Source organism: Cryobacterium serini, from assembly GCF_004404025.1.
GTDB lineage: Bacteria > Actinomycetota > Actinomycetes > Actinomycetales > Microbacteriaceae > Cryobacterium > Cryobacterium serini.
On the sequence record NZ_SOHN01000019.1, the window covers coordinates 22,171 to 40,183 of the forward strand.

Consider the following 18,013-nt stretch of genomic DNA (forward strand, 5'->3'; position numbering starts at 1 on the left):
AGTCCACGGTGAGCCTGTAGCGAACCGTTTCCGGCGCTTGCCGGGCAGAAGGGATACTTATCTCAGCACTCGATCACATTCACGGCGAGGCCACCCCGAGACGTCTCTTTGTACTTGGTCATCATGTCGGCGCCGGTGTCGCGCATGGTCTTGATGGCCTTGTCCAGTGACACTTTGTGGCTGCCGTCCCCATAGAGGGCCAGCCGTGCGGCGTTGATGGCTTTGACGCTGGCAATTGCGTTTCGCTCGATGCACGGAATCTGCACAAGCCCACCCACGGGATCGCAGGTCAGACCCAGGTTGTGCTCAATGCCGATTTCCGCGGCGTTTTCCGCCTGGATGGGCGTTCCTCCCAGCGCTTCGCAGAGGGCGCCGGCGGCCATAGAGCAGGCCGATCCCACCTCACCCTGGCATCCGACCTCGGCGCCGGAGATAGACGCGTTCAGCTTGAACAGGATTCCGATCGCCCCCGCTGTCAGCAAGAAACGCACGACGCCGTCGTCGTCGGCCCCGGGGACAAACTTCAGGTAATAGTGCAGCACGGCCGGGATAATGCCGGCCGCCCCGTTGGTGGGCGCCGTTACGATCCGACCGCCTGCCGCGTTTTCTTCGTTGACCGCAAGAGCGAACAGGTTGACCCATTCCATCGCCCGCAGGGGGTCAGCAAGATCCTCCGGCGCCTGCAGAGCGCGGAACAGCGCCGGAGCCCGGCGCGTAACCCGCAGGCCGCCGGGTAAGGTACCGTCTGCAGCGCACCCGTTCGCCACGCATGCCTGCATAACAGACCAGATGTTCAGCAGCTTCGCTCGCACCTCGACCTCCGTGTGCCAGGTGAGCTCGTTGGCCAGCATCACGTTGGAGATACCCAGTCCCTCCCGGGCGCAGATAGCCAAAAGCTCATCGGCCGTGGTGAACGGGTACGGCAGAACGGTTTGGTCCACAACCACCCGGTTCACCCCCACGGCCTCCTCATCGACGACAAACCCACCACCGACGGAATAATACGTGCGCTCCCGCACTACGGCGCCGTCGCGGCTCATAGCCCGAAAGATTATGCCGTTCGGGTGTGCGGGCAATGACTTCCGCCGGTGCAGGAGCACATCCTCGGTGAAGTTGAAGTCGATGCCGTGCCGGCCAGCCAGCATCAACCGTGCGTCCAGCGCGGCCGCCGCCACCTGATCGTCCGCTGTTGCAATGTCCACGGTTTCCGGTGTCTGGCCCTGGAGCCCCAGCACCACGGCCTTGTCCGAGCCGTGGCCGCGGCCGGTCGCACCCAACGAGCCGAACAACTCCACCCGCACCCGCACGACGCCGTCCAGCAGTTCGTCGCGGACCAGCCCATCGGCAAAGCGCTTGGCCGCGCGCATCGGGCCCACCGTGTGCGAGGAGGAAGGCCCGATGCCCACCGAAAAAAGGTCCAACACGCTTAACGCCATGATTTACCCTCCGCCGACGTAAACTCACGCATGCCATCCAAGAGCCATCGACCCAGGTAGTCGGCAAAAGACGCTCGCGGGAATACGCGGAACGTTTCATTGCCGGTCTTCCACAGGACGGACGGAACGTTGCCGATCACGGTTGCGATTGCCGTGCCGGCGAGGAAGGACCGGGGATGCAGGTCGGCCGCGCAGCTCTTCTCCAACACAGCCCGGGCGGCGGAACCGGCAAGTTCGAAAGTGGTGCGGTTGCTGGACAGATCGACGACTTGTCCAGCTCCATCACCGAGGGCTGCCGCCAACGCGGCGGCAATCGTGCCAGCCACGGCCTCCTCCTGAGCCACCAGCAGAAACTCGTCCGGCCCCAACCACAACACGGCCGCTGCGTCGGCCCCGGTGGCGACCTGCCCACACTCGGTCGGGAGACCGCCGGTGACGATGCCGATGCGGCGGCCGCTCGCAGAAAGCGGATCAACACGGATGCCCACCATAGCTTGGAAGGGTATTTCCCGCAGGGAGACCCGGGCCTCCCCTACCGTGGTTGCAGCAAAGTCCACCCAGAGGTGTTCGGCGGGACTGTGACGGCGCGCGCGCAGGCGCGTTTCGTAGACATCCGAGGTTTGGGCATCCGTGCTTTCAATCGTGTCAACCATCTCGGCGCTTCCCTTCGACATCAAAAAGTAGTGTATTCCCCACGACAACGTCCACCAGCTCTGTTCCGAGGACAGCCACCAGTCGTTCGCCGATCCGATTTCGACCGTTCTTGATCAGCGCGAGTCCGAAGGACCGGCCCAGAGCCGCACTGTGATAGCTCGACGTGACGAAACCTTGCATTGGAACGGGGCCGGCACTCGGAGTGATGGGCACGTCTGCATCGACGAGCTGAGTGCCCTCCGGCAACCGGATGGTGCCGTCCACGGGCATCACGCTCACCAAGTGTTTCCGACCCTCCGAGCGCGCATCGGCTCGTTCATACGAGCGCTTGCCGATGAAATCCTTGACCTTAGAGACCACCCATTCCATTCCCGCGTCCTGCGGGGTCACGGTGCCGTCTGTGTCCTGGCCGACGATCGGGTAGCCTTTTTCCGCGCGCAGCACGTGCATGGTTTCCGTACCGTACGGAGTGATGTCAAACTCCGCTCCGGCTATGGTCACGTCTTCCCAGGTCTGGAGCCCATACCAGGCCGGCACATTGATCTCGTAGGCCAGTTCGCCGGAAAACGAGATGCGACAGATTCGGGCCGCAACGCCGGAGGCGAGCACGGTTTCCCGGAACGTCATGAACGGGAAGGCCTCGGTGGAAAGGTCCAGCTCCGGCGCCAAACTGCTCAGCACCGCACGGGATTTCGGCCCGACGACGGCAATGGTGGTCCACTGCTCTGTCACCGACGTACAGCTCACGTCCAACTCCGGCCACTCGGTTTGTAGCCATTCCTCAAGCCAATCCAGCACTTTCGCCGCGCCGCCGGTGGTCGTGGTCATGAAGTAACGGTCGTCATCCAGTCGCAGCGTCACCCCATCGTCGAAGATCATGCCGTCGGGGGTGCACATGACGCCGTAGCGGGCCGAGCCGGGTGCCAGCTTTTTGAACGCGTTGGTGTAAATGCGGTTTAGAAATTCCCCCGCCCCGGTGCCACGTATTTCAATCTTGCCCAGCGTCGTGGCGTCCATATAGCCCACGGAACCACGCACGGCCGCGCATTCACGCAGCACGGCGGCGTCCATGTCCTCGCCCGGCAGGGGGTAATACCTCGGCCGTTTCCACTGGCCGACGTCCTCGAACACGGCACCGCGTTGTTCGTGCCAGGTGTGAATAGAGGTGCGGCGGGCGGGGTCGAACAGGTCCCCGCGCTGTCGTCCGGCGAGGGCCACGAACGACACCGGTGTAAACGGGGCACGGTACGTCGTGGTGCCGATCGAGCCGATGTCGGGGTCGACAGCAGAGCCCTGTTGGCGAAAGGCCGCAGCAATGACACCGATCGCATTCACGCCGGAGGTCTTGCCCTGGTCGTTGGCGGTGCTTATAGAGGTATAGCGCTTGATCAGCTCTACGCTGCGGAGCCCTGCCCCCGTGGACCGCCAGACGTCGGCCACACTCTGGTCGCGTTGGAAGTCGACGAAGTGATGATGCCAGTCGGATGCCGTCCCTTCAGCCCCGCCGACCAGCCAGAGGGCGCGGGTCGGTGCGGTGGGCTGCGCCGGGCGGGCCGGGCGGGCTAGTACAGCGATGGCGGCATCAACGGCGTGGCTGGTACTGAATCCGGCGTTGACGGCGGCGACCGCCCCCGCTGACGCACCCTCGGCGACGCACTCTGCCAGTGCGTAGCTGCCGCGGGCTGCGCCGACGACCTGTTGGTTGCGGACCACCGTCGACGGTACGAATCCGACCAGGTCTTGGTCCCATCGCAACCTGCCCTGGGCCTGGCTGTGCAGGTGCACGACGGGGCTCCAGCCGCCGGAGATTGCCAGCAGGTCCGCCTCGAATTCCTCGATGCCACCCACCGGCGCACCGTCGGCATCGATACAGGCAACCGAGACCCTCGCCAGGCGGTCTTCACCCGCGGTGTCAACCACAGCGCTGCCGTAGAGAACTCGCACACCCGAGTTGGCGGCCACGAGCGCTGCAAGCGCCGACGGCTCCGACCGGGCGTCGACCACCGCCGCCACCTCGATGCCCACCGCACGTAGGTCGCTGGCGAGCAGATATGCGCTGTCATTGGTGGTGCCGATCACAACCCGGGAACCGGCGGCCACACCGTAACGGTTGAGATAAGTGCGGGCAGCAGAAGCCAACATGATGCCGGGTCGGTCATTGTTTTCAAAGACGATCGGGCGTTCGTGCGCGCCGGTCGCCAGCACTACCTGCTGGGCACGGATGTGCCAGACGCGCAGGTGCGACACGCCGTCGGCCGGAGCCGTCTGCAGGTGGTCGGTACGGTTCTCGACGGCGATGAGAAAGTTACTGTCGTAGGAGCCGAATACCGTGGTGCGGTGCAGTACCGTGCACTCGGGAATGGTGGCCAGTTCGAGCGCAATGTCGGTGACCCACTCGAGTGCGTCTACCTCCGCCACGTGCTCATCGCGGCCCGAAAGCAATGCCCCGCCCAACTCGGGCTGGTCGTCGATAAGGATGACGCGCGCACCGGTGCGGGCCGCAGCCCGTGCCGCTGCCAGCCCGGCTGGTCCGCCGCCGACCACAAGAACGTCGGTGTGAACATACTTCTTGTCGTAGACCGCTTTGTCATCGCCCGGGTCAAGCTTGCCCTGGCCGGAAAGGAATTCAGCCTCGAGGCCGTTGACCAGTGCCACGGTTGTGGCGGGGAGCATGGATTCGGCCACGTGGCCCGGGAATCGTCCCGCCACCCTGACCAACGCATTGGACTCCTCAACGCCAGCGGACATGATGCCCCGCGGCCGGTTTTCATACAGGGAATTCCCGACAGTCACGCGACCTGCAGCGAGCAGTGCGGAGGCCACGGTATCGCCAGGATGACCGGTGTACTCAACGCCGTCCACGGTGAAGTTGCAGATCGTGCGGCGGTCAATTCGTCCGCCGCTGCTGAGCCGGTTGGATTGGGTGTGTTGACGGGTCATGGCTGTGCCCCTTCCCGTGCCGCGAGGTCAGCGGCGCTTCTGGCGTTGCCGGTTGTCGATCGCGTCGGCCGCGGTGCTGGCGGCTGTTCGCCAATACGGTAAACGGCCGTGATGTCGTAGCTCACGGTGTCGCGGAGCATATTGAACCACTTCCGGCAGCCGACGCTATGCACCCATCGCTCGGCAAAGAGCCCTTTCGTGTTCTGGCGGTAGAAGAGGTACTCCGCCCAGTCCCGGTCGCTGAGTTCTTCCGGATGCTCGGGGTAAGCCACGTGGGCTTGTCCCCCATAGTGAAATTCGGTTTCATTTCGCGGCCCGCAGTTGGGGCATGGAAACAGCAACATGGCGTGCTCCTTACGATTCTGATGGGTCGGTTTCTAGTGAGCCACGGCGGCGGCGCCGTGCTCGTCGATCAGGGCGCCGGTTTCAAAACGTTCCAGCGAGAACGGCTTGTTGAGGGCGTGCGGAGACCCGGTGGCAATGGTGTGGGCGAAGGTCAGCCCCGCCGCTGGCGTTCCTTTAAAACCGCCGGTTCCCCACCCGCAGTTCACGTACATGTTCTCCACCGGGGTCGTCCCGATGATGGGCGAGGCATCCATTGTGGTGTCGACGATGCCGCCCCAGGTGCGCAGCACATGGGCCCGGGCGAAGATCGGGAACAATTCGACGGCCGCGGCCATCTGCTCTTCGATGACATGGAACGACCCGCGCTGGCCGTAGCCATTGTAGGAGTCGACTCCGGCCCCCATCACGAGCTCGCCCTTGTGTGCCTGGGACACATACACGTGCACCTGGTTGGACATCACCACCGTCGGGTGCACGGGTTCATGCAGCTCAGAAACCAGAGCTTGCAGCGGGTGGGACTGGATCGGCAGCTTGAACCCGGCCATCTCCGCGAGCAATGAACTGTGTCCGGCCGCGCACAGTCCCACTTTGCCGGTGTTAATGGTGCCGCGGCTGGTTTCCACGCCGGTGACCCGGTCGCCGTCTTTGATGAAGCCGGTAACCTCACAGTTCTGGATGATGTCGACCCCCAGCTGGTCGCACTTGCGGGCAAACGCCCATGCCACGTGGTCGTGCTTGGCGATGCCTGCCCGCGGCTGATATGTGGCTCCCATGACCGGGTAGCGGATGTTGTCGCTGATGTTCAGGATCGGGCAGAGTTCCTTCACCTGCTGCGGATCGAGCCATTCGGCGTCGACCCCGTTGAGTTGGTTGGCGCCGACTCGACGAATGCTTTCACGAACGTCCCCGAGAGTGTGGGCGAGGTTCATGACACCACGCTGGCTGAAGAGAAAGTCGTATTCGAGCTCTTCCGGCAGAATTTCCCACAGTTTGAGCGATTGCTCATAGATGGCTGCGCTCTCATCCCACAGGTAGTTGGAACGGATAATGGTGGTGTTTCTGGCCATGTTTCCGCCAGCCAGCCAGCCCTTCTCCAGGATGGCAATGTTCGTCATCCCGTGGTTTTTTGCCAGGTAATATGCGGTCGCCAGACCGTGGCCACCGCCACCGATGATCACGGCGTCGTACGACTTCTTGGGCTCGGGGTTGTGCCACAAAAATTCCGGATGCTCCTGAAGCGGCTGGGTGCTCACTGTGCGATTCCGCTCAGGATGGTCGCGGTTGCGGGCTCGGACGAAAGCGGGGCGGAGCGCTGCGGATACAGCGGGAATGTCTCGGTCAGCTTCCTAACCCGCTCTCGCAACACGATCGCGCGGTCTTCGCTGAGGTCGCCCGTTATAGCCCGCGCGATGATGTCAGCCACCTCGGTGAATTCGGCGCGGCCAAAGCCGCGGGTAGCCAAGGCGGGCGTGCCAATCCGCAGACCGGAGGAGATCATGGGCGGCCGCGGGTCGAAGGGAACGGCGTTGCGGTTGACGGTGATACCGATCCGGTGCAGCCGGTCCTCGCCCTGCTGACCGTCGAGTGCGGATTTACGGAGGTCCACCAACACCAGGTGCACCTCCGTGCCACCGCCGACCACGGAGATTCCGCATTCGGCAACATCGGGGGCGAGCAGGCGTTCGGCGAGGATCTTGGCACCCTCGAGGGTACGTTCCTGTCGCTCACGGAACGCTGGAGTGGCAGCAATTTTAAACGAGACTGCCTTCGCGGCGATGACGTGTTCTAACGGGCCGCCCTGCTGACCGGGAAACACCGCGCTGTTAATCTTGCGCGCCAGGTACTGCCGGCTGAGGATCACGCCGCCCCGCGGCCCGCCCAGAGTCTTGTGTGTCGTTGTGGTGACGACATCCGCGTACGGAACCGGATTCGGATGCAGACCAGCAGCGACCAGCCCGGCAAAATGCGCCATGTCCACCATGAGGTAGGCACCGACGAGGTCTGCAATGCGGCGGAACTCCGCAAAATCAAGTTGGCCGGTGTATGCGGACCACCCGGCCACGATCAGCTTGGGTTGATGTTCGATGGTCAGCGATTCGACTTGGGCCATATCCACGGTCATATCTGATTCGCGCACGTGATACGGCACGACGTTGTACAACTTGCCGGAGAAATTCAGCCGCATGCCGTGCGTCAAATGCCCGCCGTGGGACAGGTCCAATCCCAGGATGGTGTCACCCGGGGTGAGAAGCGCCGACATGGCGGCAGCGTTGGCCTGCGCGCCCGAGTGCGGCTGTACGTTGGCGGCCTCAGCGCCGAAGAGCTCCTTGACCCGGTCGATGGCCAGCTGTTCAATAATGTCAACGTGCTCGCAGCCACCGTAGTAGCGTTTGCCCGGGTAACCCTCCGCGTACTTGTTGGTCAGCACGGAACCCTGGGCCTCCATGACGGCTGCGGGGGCGAAGTTTTCGGAGGCGATCATCTCAAGCGTCGATTGCTGGCGGACCAGCTCTCTCGTGATGGCCTCGTCGACCTCGGCATCTACGCTGGCGAGGGTACCGGTGAGCACATCGACCATGGGTTTGCTCCTTTGAAATTTATCGCTAATGCGCAACTACTAGCCAATTGATATATCAGATTAGGTGTAATATTAGGATGCGGTTGGCTCGACGTCAAGGGCTTCCTGCGGGGCGAGCACCGCTAGGAGAAAACATGACGAGCACGGCAGCAGGGGGCGCAACAACGGAGACGGATCTGCCGTTGTCGGAGCAGGCGTACCGCAATTTGCGCGACCAGCTGATCATGTTGGAGATACGCCCGGGCGACGCCATCAATGATTCAGTCTTGGCGGCGAATTTAGGAATTGGGCGCACCCCGGTACGTGAGGCACTTAAACGCCTCGAAAGCGACCATCTCGTCGTCTCTTACCCGCGCCGCGGAACTTTTGCGACCCGCGTCGACTTCACCGAGCTGGCGGACATCTCGGAGATCCGCCAACTCCTGGAGCCCCTCGCTGCGCGACGCGCGGCACGGAACGCCTCTGCGCCGATGCGCGCACGGTTCCGGGATTTAGCCGCTGATATAGCCCGGTCAGAACCCGGCAACTCGGACCAGCCTGACCTGATGCGCTTTGACATCAAAGTGCACCGGCAGATCTATGCGGCAGCCGGCAATGCGCATCTGGAAGACGTGCTGATCCGCTATGACAACCTGGCAACGCGCATCTGGTGTCTGGTGCTCGACAAAATACCGTCCGTGTCCGGGCACATCACCGAGCATGTCAAGCTGCTCCAGGCCATCGCCGACGGCGATGGCGAACTTTCTGCTGAGCTGGCCCTCGAGCACGTGACCAACTTCGAGAAGACCATCCGCACCGCCCTTTAAACGCCCGGTCGGGATCTCTGCGTATCGATGCCTATCGATGCGTATCTATGCCTATCGATGCGTATCGATGCGTATCTATGCGTATCTATGCGTATCTATGCGTATCTATGCGTATCTATGCATATCTATGCATATCTATGCCTAGTGATTGCCAGCCCTGGGTCGCGACCATCACTTCGGCCTGCCGCGGCGAGCTCCGTCTGCCGACGAAGGACTAACGCACAGCCTGTTTCATGGCTGCTAAGAAATCTCTGGACACATACCTGGTCCTGCAATACGATACCGCTAATATATCTTTACTTGACATTTCGGGATATCAGTTTTACTCACGATTTCCATGGAGTCATGCGGAACGATCCCGTCCTAACCCACTCGGCGCGAACTTAGTCCCCTGAACATTAACCTCCGAATCATGATCACAAATCGGGTGAGGCCCTCGACCTTCCGCCCGGTTTGATTCCCGCGGGCCATGTTTAATCGCAAGGCCCATGCCTCACCTATCAAAGGACCCACTCATGGCTTTTAATAGTGACCTAAAATCGCATACACCCGAGGAGGTGCCTGCTGACAACGGTGTCGCAGCGGCTCCGGGCAACGAAGAACCTAGAAGTGGGGAGAAGACTGACGCAGTCGTCAGTGCCCCCGGTGAAGTAGCCGGAAACCCCGCTGTCCTCGATCTGGAGGAAGGAGGTGCACCCCCCTTGCCGGACGTCGAGTACGAGCAAATCCTCGAAGACCTGCGTCATGCCAAGGCCGAGCAGGCGGTTGCGGATCGCCGCAACCATAAACTCAGTCTCGACAAGATCACGTTCGGGATCACAGGCGCCATCGCCATTGCCTTTGTTATCTGGGGCTTCGTGGGACGCGACAGTCTGTCCACCACTTCCACGGGTGCCCTCAACTGGGTCATGGAGTACACCGGATGGCTCTTCATGCTCCTGGCATCGCTTTTCGTGATCTTCGTGTTGTGGCTGGCCCTGGGCAAGTTTGGCAACATCCCGTTGGGCAAGGACGGTGAAAAACCCGAATTCCGTACTGTTTCCTGGATCGCGATGATGTTTGCCGCCGGCATGGGCATCGGGCTGATGTTCTACGGCGTGGCCGAACCGCTGTACCACTACATTTCTCCCCCGCCCGGCACCGTAGACGGACAGACCCCCGAAGCCATCCAGACTGCAATGGCCACCTCGCTCTTCCACTGGACCCTGCACCCCTGGGCCATGTATGCAGTTGTCGGCATTGCAATGGCATACGGAACCTACCGCTTGGGTCGCAGGCAACTGATCTCTGTCGCCTTCACGTCGCTCTTCGGCGTCAGGACGGTCGAAGGGCCGGTCGGAAAGTTCATCAACATCCTGGCCATTTTCGCCACCTTGTTTGGTACCGCTGCATCGCTGGGCCTGGGCGCCCTGCAGATTGGCAGCGGGCTGACCTCCAACGGTTGGTTCGGCGACATCGGCGCCCCCGTGCTCGTAGCGATCGTCGCCGTCCTGACCTTATGCTTCGTCGCTTCGGCCGTCTCTGGCATCAGCCGCGGCATCAAGTGGCTCTCCAACATCAACATGGTGCTGGCCGTCCTACTCGCACTGATCGTCTTTGTCGCCGGCCCCACCCTTTTCATCGTCAACTTGATCCCCTCCGCGGTCGGCGACTATGCCCGCGACCTGGCCGAGATGTCGTCCCGGACGGAAGCGGTCGGCGATGAGTCGCTGCGTAGCTGGATGAGCAGCTGGACTATCTTCTACTGGGCCTGGTGGATCTCCTGGACCCCCTTCGTAGGCCTCTTCATTGCCCGCATCAGCCGCGGTCGCACTATCCGTCAGTTCGTCACCGGTGTATTGCTCGTACCGAGCGTCGTCAGCGTGATCTGGTTTTCTGTCTTCGGAGGCACCGCCTTCCAAGTGCAGCAGGAAGCCGACAAGGCCAATACCCCTGGCTTGGTCACCATGGTCGACGGGACACCGACCGTCAACTTCGACGGGGCCCTCTTTGACCTGATCAAGAACCTGAGCATGCCTGACTGGGCTACCACTGCCGTTATCGTGCTGGCCATGGTGCTGGTCGCTATTTTCTTTATCACTGGCGCCGACGCTGCCTCAATCGTGATGGGATCGCTCAGCTCCAATGGCGCCGAGCATCCTCGTCGCGGAGTGGTCATTTTCTGGGGCTGCCTCACCGGCGCCGTGGCGGCGGTCATGTTGTTGGCCGGCGGCGATGAACCATCGGAAGCCCTGGCTGGCCTCCAACGAATCACCATCGTGGCAGCGCTGCCGTTTGTCATCGTCATGATGTTGCTCTGCTTTGCCCTCATCAAGGACCTGCGTCGCGATCCCCTCTTCTTGCGGCGTCGTCTGGCCACATCCGTAGTGGAGCGGGCCATGCGCACTGGCGTGGAACAACACGGCGGCGTGCAGTTCGACCTCGTGACAAAGCACGACTGCGCCGATAACTGCTCCGACGTGAATTGTCAGGGAGGGACTCCCACGGGGAGCGTCCGAACCATCGAGCCCAGGCATTCGGCCTCGGACGGTAAATAGCTGCGCACCTTAAATACCAGCCCACCTCGGCGGCACGCGGTTTGTCTCGGCCCGTGCCGCCTCGGCATACCCACCTCCAACGCACAGCAAAGGTTATCTACATGTCCCAGTACCGCGACCAAGACCAGACTCTACGGGTTAGCAGCGAAGGGAAGGCATCCGTCGATATCCACTCGGAGTGCAGAAATCCAGTCACTGTTCGGCTGCAGCTGGATGGGGGCTGCAATTGCCAGCACGACAACGGAAACCGCCCCGGCTCCTATGTTGACAGTGACCTCGGTCCCCGCTGACTGGCACTTCAAAATAACTCCCCCATCACGCCCAAGGAGATGTACCTTATGACGAACGAGAGCTTCGATTACGTGATAGTCGGCGGCGGAAGCGCCGGATCGGTTCTCGCTGACAGGCTGAGCGCCGACGGAAAGCACACGGTACTGGTCCTTGAAGCGGGCCGTAGCGACTACCCGTGGGACCTTTTCATCCAGATGCCGGCGGCCCTCACCTTCCCTAGCGGCAACAGGTTCTACGACTGGCAGTACGAATCCGACCCCGAACCGCGCATGCACGGTCGGAGGATCGCCCACGCCCGCGGCAAAGTGCTGGGCGGCTCCAGCTCAATCAACGGGATGATCTTCCAGCGCGGCAACCCCCTGGACTACGAACGCTGGGGAGCGGACGCCGGTATGGAAACCTGGGACTTCGCGCACTGCCTGCCCTACTTCAAACGCATGGAAACCACGCTGGCCGCAGCTCCGGACGATGACCTGCGCGGCCATGACGGACCGCTGGTCCTGGAGCGTGGGCCCGCACGCAATCCCCTGTTCCAGGCTTTCTTCCGCGCCGCCGAGGAAGCGGGCCACAAACGCACCGATGACGTCAACGGCTACAGGCAGGAAGGCTTCGGCCCGTTCGACCGCAACGTCCACAAGGGCCAGCGGCTTTCGGCCTCCCGTGCCTACCTTCGCCCCAACAAGGGCCGGCGGAACCTGACGGTCCGCACCCGGGCGCTGGTGACCAGGGTCAACTTCGACGGCACAACGGCAACGGGGGTCAGCTACCGCCGGAACGGAAGGCTGCACGCCGTCACTGCCAAGGAGGTAGTCCTGAGCGGCGGGGCCATCAACACGCCCCAGTTGCTGCAGCTGTCCGGCATCGGTGATTCGACCCACCTGTCGTCGCTGGGGATCACGCCTGTCGTGGACCTGCCCGGTGTCGGCGAAAACCTGCAGGACCACCTCGAGGTTTACGTCCAGCACTCCTGCACGCAGCCCGTGTCCATGCAGCCGAGCCTCAGCCTCTGGCGCTACCCCTTGATCGGACTCCAATGGCTGCTTGGCCGCAAGGGCCCGGCTGCTACCAACCATTTCGAAGGGGGCGGATTCGTCCGCTCCAACGATGACGTCGCCTACCCCAACCTGATGTTTCACTTCCTGCCGGTGGCTGTCCGCTACGACGGCCAGAAGGCCGATGCCAAGCACGGCTATCAGGTCCACGTCGGCCCCATGTACTCCGACACCAGGGGAAGTTTGAAGATCACCTCTACGGACCCGGCCAAGCATCCGTCCTTGAAGTTCAACTACCTGTCCACGGAACAGGACCGGCGCGAATGGGTTGAAGCCATCCGGGTTACCCGCGACATTCTCGGCCAACCGGCCCTGGCCCCATACAGCGGCGGCGAACTCTCGCCCGGCCCGTCCGTCGAGACGGACGAGGAAATCCTGGACTGGGTGGCTCGGGACGCCGAAACGGCGCTGCACCCCTCCTGCACCGCCAAGATGGGCCCTGCCTCTGACCCCCTGGCCGTGGTGGACCCGCTCACCATGAAGGTCCACGGGACCTCGGGGCTCCGCGTGGCCGACGCCTCCGCGATGCCCTATGTGACCAACGGCAACATCTATGCACCGGTCATGATGCTCGCCGAAAAGGCCGCGGACCTCATTCTGGACCGGACGCCACTCGCGCCCCAGCACGCCGACTTCTACCGGCACGCACCTGCAGTTACTCCCGAGGCCGCGCCCAGTGTGGGCCTCGCATGAGCCGCCCTCAGGGTGTTCAGCTGACCGGGACCGGCGTGACGGGCCCCGAAGCCGCACCGGTGCCGGGGCTGTTCGCGGACGGCCAGTGGACGGAAACGGCCGCCGGGTACACCCGGGTCATCTACTGCCCGGCGGACGGTCAACAGGTCGCCGAGGTTGCCGAATGCACGGCCGCCGACGCCGGGGAAGCCGTTGCCAGCGCCCGCCGCGCGTTCGACAGCGGCGCGTGGCCGGGAACCAGCGAGAAGGATCGCGGCCAGGTCCTGCTTCGCGCCGCGGAATTGCTGGAGCGCGACAAGGCTCTGTATGCCCGGGCCGAGGCCCTCGACACGGGCAAGCGCTACGTCGAAGCGGAATACGACATCGACGATATTGCTGCCTGCTTCCGGTACTACGGCGGCATCGCCGGGACCGATGCCGGCCGTGTGATCGACACCGGAAATCCCGAAAGCATCAGCCGCGTGGTGCACGCACCGATAGGGGTTTGCGGGCTCATCACGCCGTGGAACTACCCCCTCCTGCAAGCTTCGTGGAAGGTGGCCCCGGCCCTGCTGGCCGGCAATACCTTTGTCCTGAAACCCAGCGAATTAACCCCCTCCACGTCCATCCTGCTGATGGAAACGCTCCGGGAGGCCGGGTTGCCACCCGGCGTCGCAAATCTCGTCACCGGCACGGGCTCCGAGGTCGGCGCCGTCCTGAGCGAAAGCCCCGACGTTGACCTGGTCTCCTTCACCGGTGGCCTGGCCACCGGGATCAGGGTCATGAAGGCCGCGGCCGACACCGTCAAGCGGGTCGCCCTGGAACTGGGCGGGAAGAATCCGAACATCGTCTTCGCTGACGCCGATCGCGAGTCGGCTTTAGACAATGCCCTTACTGCGGTGTTCCTGCATTCCGGGCAGGTGTGCTCGGCCGGCACGAGGCTCATCATTGAGGAATCAATCCACGACGAGTTCGTGGCCGAATTGGTGCAGCGCGCCCAGGCCATCCGGCTCGGCGGTCCCTTCGACGAGCGCGCGGAGACCGGCCCGCTGATTTCGGCCGCGCACCGTGACAAGATCCACACCTTTGTCCAGGCCGGCATCGCGGAAGGAGCCACACTGCTTTGCGGGGGATACATCCCGAACACCGGCGCGCTGGCAATCGGCAGCTACTACCCGCCCACCATCCTGGATGGCTGCCACACGTCCATGAACGCCGTCCAGGAGGAGTCGTTCGGACCGGTCCTGACCGTGGAGACCTTCAACACTGAGCAGGAAGCCATCATGCTGGCTAACGATACGGCCTACGGGCTGGCTGGCGCCGTCTGGACGAATGACGGTTCCCGCGCCCAGCGCGTTGCCGGATCCCTCCGGCACGGAACGGTGTGGATCAACGACTACCACCCCTACGTTCCCCAAGCAGAGTGGGGCGGGTTCGGCAAGTCCGGAAACGGCCGCGAACTTGGGCACCAGGGTCTCGCGGAGTATCGCGAAACCAAACATATCTGGCAAAACATCAACCCCAAGCCCAGTCACTGGTTCACACCTCCACAGGCAGGAGTTTAACAATGAACAGTCCTGACATCTCAGTGCGAAACCTTTGGAAGGTCTTCGGACCGGGGGGCGACAAGGTCCCCGACAACCCTGAGCTCTCGGTGCTCAGCTCAGCGGAACTGCTGGAACGCACCGGCTGCGTGACTGCCGTCCGCGACCTGAGTTTCGACGTCGCCAAAGGCGAGGTCTTCGTGGTCATGGGTCTTTCCGGATCCGGCAAGTCCACCCTGATTCGATGCCTGACCCGGCTGATCGAACCCACCTCCGGGCAGGTTCTAGTGGACGGCAAGGACGTCCTCCAGGCAGGCAAAGCCGAGCTTCGCGAACTGCGACGGCGAAAGATGTCCATGGTGTTCCAGCACTTTGGCCTCCTCCCCCACCGCACCGCGCTCGATAACGTCTCCTACGGCCTGCAGATCCGCGGGGTGGACAAAAACGAACGCTACGCCCGGGCCAGGGAGATCATCGAGCTCGTGGGCCTCAAGGGCTACGAACAGCACTACCCGGACCAGCTGTCCGGCGGGATGCAGCAGCGCGTGGGCCTGGGCCGGGCCCTCGCCGGGGATCCGGACACCATCCTCTTCGACGAGCCCTTCTCAGCCCTGGATCCGCTCATTCGCCGCGACATGCAGGCCGAAGTCATCCGGCTGCACAAAGAAATGGGCAAGACCATGGTGTTCGTGACCCACGACCTCTCCGAGGCGCTCAAGCTCGGCGACCGCATCCTGATCATGCGAAACGGAGAGACGGTCCAGTGCGGCACGGGAGATGAACTGGTGGGTTCCCCCGCGGACAAATATATTGAGGACTTCGTGTCCGAAGTCCCCCGCGCGGACGTCCTGACCCTGAAGTGGATCACCGGGCCCGTGGCGGCCGGAACACCGGCTGACGCGCCCGTTCTCAGTTCACGGATGATCATCCGCGATGCCATCTCGGCCGTTATGCAGTCTTCCTGCCCCGTCCTGGTGGAGAACGCCGGCCGGATTACCGGGCAGATCGACCGTGACAGTATCCTGTCGGTGCTGCAGCGCACGGAAGCAGCGGCCTAGTGTCCATCCTCGTCCGGGATCGCGCCACGGCGCTGCCCGAACCCGCACCGTCCCCTTCTTCCTCCCGCCAACCGCGCCGCAGGCCCAGCCTGCGCACCATCCTGTTGGCAAGCGCTGCCGTCATATGGATCCTGGGATTCGTTATCCTGCATGGAACCTCCACCCTGACGCTGCCTGCTTCGGAGCTGACGGACCTGCACCGTTCCCTGAACCAGTTCAACGCCTGGGTGGCGGCCAACCGCGCAGACAACCCCCTCTTCCTGTACGTCTTCACTCCCCTGCGTGCCGGCGTCGACGCCGTAGCCAACCTGTTCATCACCACCTTTGCGGCCAGTTCCACGGGCCTTCGACTGCCGGAGATCGGCTGGCTCGGCACGGTAGGCCTGTTGGGGTGGATCGCCCTGGCGATCGGAAACGCCCGGGTCGCGCTGTTGACGGTGGCCGTCTTTATGTTTTTTGGCTTCCAGGGCCTGTTCCTCGAGGCCACCTACACATTCGCCCTGGTCCTCACCGCTGTACTGCTGACCCTTCTGGTCGGTATCCCGATCGGTGTCCTGGCCGGCGTCTACGGCCGCGTCGCCAGGGTGATCACGCCGGTGCTGGACTTTATGCAAACGCTCCCAACATTCGTATACCTGGCCCCCCTTGCCCTGATCTTCCTTATCGGCCCGGCATCGGCCGTCATCGCCACAGTGATCTACGCGGCTCCGCCCGTGATACGCCTGACAGCGCACGGCATCCGCGGTATCCCCGAGAACACCCGCGAAGCCTCCGACTCGCTGGGCACAACTGGTCTGCAGCGGCTCGTCACCCTGCAGCTCCCCATGGCCCGCCGCACCATCGTCATGGGTATAAACCAGAGCACCATGGCTGCCCTGTCCATGGTCACCATCGCCGCCCTGATCGCAGCGCCCGGGCTCGGCCAGGTGGTGGTCCGGGCGCTTCAGTCGCTGGACGTCGGCACGGCCGTCAACGCTGGGCTGTCCATTGTCCTGCTGGCGATCGTGCTGGACCGGGTAACCACCGCCGCAAGCCGCCGCGCGGAACCGGGGGCGGCCCGCAACCGCAGGGTCTCCCGCCGGACCAGATACGTCGTCCTGGGCATCACCCTGGTGCTGGCCCTGGTGATGGTGCAGTTCTCCCGGACCATGCTGTGGGCCGCCGCATTTCCGACCAACCTCAACGTCGGCCCGGCGATGGTCCAGGCGGTGGGCTCGGCCAGCCAGTGGATGCAGGACAACCTGTCTTTCTTTACCGTCTCCTTCCGGGAAGTCGTCACGACCGGGATCCTCAACCCCTTTCAGTCACTGCTCACCGAGACCCCCGCCTACATCCTTGTTGCCGTCATTGCCATCACTGCGTACGCCCTGGGCGGCTGGAAGCTCTCGGCCCTGGCCTTTGCCTGCCTGGGCGTGATTATCTACCTCGGCCTCTGGAGCGACTCCATGGTCACCCTGGCCGGAACGCTCGTCGCCACCATGGTGGTCATGGTCCTGGGTATAGTCTTCGGCGTCGCAATGGGACGGTCCGCTCGGGTGGACCAGATCATGCGGCCCATGCTGGACGCGGGCCAGACCATGCCCGCCTTTGTGTACCTGGTCCCGTTCCTGGGCCTTTTTGGTGCCACCCGTTTTACAGCGATCATCGCCGGAATCATCTACGCCGCCCCCGTGGCCATCAAGATCACGGCCGACGGCATCGCGGCGATCTCCCCCACCGTTGTCGAAGCCGCCGTCGCCAGCGGCTCCACCCCCTGGCAGGTCATCACCAAGGTCCAGCTTCCGATGGCTAGGCAGACCCTGGCTCTCGCCGCGAACCAGGGCCTGATCTACGTCCTGGCCATGGTTGTGGTGGGCGCACTCGTGGGCGCAGGCGGCCTCGGGTACGACGTCGTCGCTGGCTTCGTCCAAAGCGCGCTCTTCGGCAAGGGCCTCGCTGCAGGCCTTGCCATCGTCTTCCTCGGCATCCTGCTGGACAGGATGACCCAGGCTGCCGCCGCCACCCCGGCTCGAAAAATCCCTTCGCTACAAACCTCGACAACTTAACCGCACAATCGCCCTGCGCCCGGACCCCGCATCCCCCCCCCCCCGATAAGGAGAC

The 18,013-nt window shown here is 63.3% G+C and carries 12 protein-coding genes; 6 read left to right on the forward strand and 6 right to left on the reverse strand.

What is annotated here, in order from left to right; genetic code table 11:
• Positions 1-62 precede the first annotated feature (62 nt).
• From E3T51_RS15685 to glyA, 6 genes are read right to left on the reverse strand one after another with little or no spacing between them, the layout of a single operon-like run.
• The gene (locus E3T51_RS15685; protein ID WP_134530680.1) at positions 63-1,436 is read right to left on the reverse strand and encodes an L-serine ammonia-lyase; all 1,374 of its coding nucleotides are present in this window, start codon (positions 1,434-1,436) and stop codon (positions 63-65) included.
• Positions 1,427-2,110, reverse strand: a complete 684-nt coding sequence (locus tag E3T51_RS15690; protein WP_241989385.1) for a sarcosine oxidase subunit gamma — start codon at positions 2,108-2,110, stop codon at positions 1,427-1,429. The genes E3T51_RS15685 and E3T51_RS15690 overlap by 10 nt, the downstream gene beginning before the upstream one ends.
• Positions 2,082-5,030, reverse strand: coding sequence for a 2Fe-2S iron-sulfur cluster-binding protein (locus E3T51_RS15695; protein WP_134530681.1), 2,949 nt, complete (start codon positions 5,028-5,030; stop codon positions 2,082-2,084). The genes E3T51_RS15690 and E3T51_RS15695 overlap by 29 nt, the downstream gene beginning before the upstream one ends.
• Positions 5,027-5,374 carry a sarcosine oxidase subunit delta gene (locus tag E3T51_RS15700; protein ID WP_134530682.1) on the reverse strand — a complete coding sequence of 116 codons (348 nt, stop codon included), beginning with the start codon at positions 5,372-5,374 and terminating at the stop codon, positions 5,027-5,029. The genes E3T51_RS15695 and E3T51_RS15700 overlap by 4 nt, the downstream gene beginning before the upstream one ends.
• A gap of 33 nt (positions 5,375-5,407) precedes the next feature.
• Positions 5,408-6,628, reverse strand: a complete 1,221-nt coding sequence (locus E3T51_RS15705; RefSeq protein WP_134530683.1) for a sarcosine oxidase subunit beta family protein — start codon at positions 6,626-6,628, stop codon at positions 5,408-5,410.
• On the reverse strand, positions 6,625-7,953 hold the full coding sequence (glyA, locus tag E3T51_RS15710; protein WP_134530684.1) for a serine hydroxymethyltransferase: 1,329 nt from the start codon (positions 7,951-7,953) through the stop codon (positions 6,625-6,627). Before glyA ends, E3T51_RS15705 begins: the two co-directional genes overlap by 4 nt.
• 134 nt (positions 7,954-8,087) lie before the next feature.
• Between glyA and E3T51_RS15715 the strand changes: the two genes are divergently transcribed.
• The 6 genes from E3T51_RS15715 to E3T51_RS15740 all read left to right on the forward strand — a co-directional run bounded on the left by E3T51_RS15715 (position 8,088) and on the right by E3T51_RS15740 (position 17,958).
• Positions 8,088-8,759, forward strand: coding sequence for a GntR family transcriptional regulator (locus E3T51_RS15715; protein ID WP_134530685.1), 672 nt, complete (start codon positions 8,088-8,090; stop codon positions 8,757-8,759).
• A 515-nt stretch (positions 8,760-9,274) separates the two neighbouring features.
• Positions 9,275-11,296, forward strand: a complete 2,022-nt coding sequence (locus E3T51_RS15720) for a BCCT family transporter (protein ID WP_420898447.1) — start codon at positions 9,275-9,277, stop codon at positions 11,294-11,296.
• A 338-nt stretch (positions 11,297-11,634) separates the two neighbouring features.
• Positions 11,635-13,332, forward strand: a complete 1,698-nt coding sequence (gene betA, locus E3T51_RS15725; protein ID WP_134530687.1) for a choline dehydrogenase — start codon at positions 11,635-11,637, stop codon at positions 13,330-13,332.
• Positions 13,329-14,876, forward strand: coding sequence for an aldehyde dehydrogenase family protein (locus tag E3T51_RS15730; RefSeq protein WP_198417899.1), 1,548 nt, complete (start codon positions 13,329-13,331; stop codon positions 14,874-14,876). The genes betA and E3T51_RS15730 overlap by 4 nt, the downstream gene beginning before the upstream one ends.
• A gap of 2 nt (positions 14,877-14,878) precedes the next feature.
• Positions 14,879-15,913, forward strand: coding sequence for a quaternary amine ABC transporter ATP-binding protein (locus tag E3T51_RS15735; protein ID WP_134530688.1), 1,035 nt, complete (start codon positions 14,879-14,881; stop codon positions 15,911-15,913).
• A complete protein-coding gene (locus tag E3T51_RS15740; protein ID WP_198417900.1) occupies positions 15,913-17,958 on the forward strand; it encodes an ABC transporter permease in 2,046 nt (681 codons plus the stop codon). The genes E3T51_RS15735 and E3T51_RS15740 overlap by 1 nt, the downstream gene beginning before the upstream one ends.
• The last annotated feature ends 55 nt before the right edge of the window (positions 17,959-18,013 follow it).